2 protein-coding genes are annotated in these 1419 nt (G+C 41.9%); one reads left to right on the top strand and one right to left on the bottom strand.

The genetic code is table 11. The features are described 5' to 3' along the window. The coding region (locus tag PLA12_14725; protein HOQ33744.1) for a DUF1559 domain-containing protein at positions 1–932 on the top strand (932 nt) is incomplete at its 5' end. Positions 933–955: 23 nt separating this feature from the next. Here the strand turns inward: PLA12_14725 and PLA12_14720 are convergent. After that, positions 956–1419 (bottom strand): tetratricopeptide repeat protein (locus PLA12_14720; protein ID HOQ33743.1); only part of this gene is annotated, 464 nt, incomplete at its 5' end.

Genomic DNA, 1419 nt, shown 5'->3' with positions numbered 1-1419 from the left:
GGGCACGGGAGGCAAGTCGTCGGGCAAGTTGTCAGAACAATTTGAAACAATGGGGAACAATATTCAAAATGTATGCTAATGAGAATAAAGCAGAACGCTATCCCCCTGTTCAGATAGAAATCATGCCTTTGTCTGACCGTCCCAATCGTATGGATGCCTTTGCCGCACCCGGACCTATGGTTCATTGTATTTATCCCGAATACCTTACCGACCCTTCGATTATTATTTGTCCTTCGGATGCTCAGGACTCTATCCGAGACTTAAAATTTTCTGAGGATACTTCTTTTGCTCGTGCAGGGGATTGGAAGTTTCCCTATTATCTCTGGGAGAAGGGGAGTGTTACATCCATTGCTGCAAGTTATATCTATTATGGATGGGTTCTGGACAGAATGGGTGCGAAGCAGGAAGAAGTCGCCGTATTAAATACTTTACCGGAAATCAGTATTCTTATTAGTCTTTTGGGAGCAGATTTCTATGCAGAATATACTTTCCCGATACAATTCATTATGGCGGCCTATCAATTAGCATCGAACAATCTGGTGGCGGTGGAAGGATTGCTGGACCCGGTATCGGCTACGGAAGAACAGAGAAAAGCGATTCGTGAGGCTCTTGACCAGGATATAACCGGTCCTTCAATTCAACAATACCATTGCGGGAATGGCGGAGGAAATACGGTATATCGAATAAGGGAAGGTATCGAGCGGTTTATGATAACGGATATTAATAATCCGGGTATCGGGGCATTAGCCCAAAGTGAGATTATCGTTATGTTTGACCAAATAGGTTCCCAGCAGGGAATATCCTTATACAATCATATACCCGGTGGTTGTAATGTATTGTATATGGATGGGCATGTAGAATTTGTCAAATATCCAACAAAACCTCCGGCTCTTGAACCTGTTGTTAATACGCTGTTGTTATTGTTTTATTAGATTGCCTTTTGAAAGAGGAAAGACTACTTTTTCTGTTCGAGTATCTGGAGGAATTGGGGGTTAATGGGATGGTTTCCTTTTTGGCAGGTTTGAACAAGTTCTCGGGCACGGTTGAAATCCCCTAAATAGTAATACACGATTGCCATTTGCTCTTTGACAAAATAGTTCTGGGGCTGGAGTTGCTCTAACTTTGTAAGTTCTTTTAATGATTCGTTCCATTTCCCCTGTGCAAAATATAATGAAGCCAGATTTGACAGTATTGTCGGTTCTAATGAGGGCTCTTTTCCCTGGATATTTTTCAATATTTTTTCTGCTCGTTCGAATTGTTTCTGCTGGATAAGCACACTTGAAAGGTTCACCTGAACATTTATTAGATTGGGGTCTTTTTCCAGTGCTTTTTCCCATGTTTCTATGGCGGATGTATTGTTTCCGGACTGAGCATAAGCCATACCTAATAGGATATATCCTTTTACTTCATTGGGTTCCC

The sequence above is a fragment of the Candidatus Hydrogenedens sp. genome (assembly GCA_035378955.1).
Taxonomy (GTDB): Bacteria; Hydrogenedentota; Hydrogenedentia; order Hydrogenedentales; family Hydrogenedentaceae; genus Hydrogenedens.
This window is presented reverse-complemented; position numbering and strand designations above follow the sequence as displayed.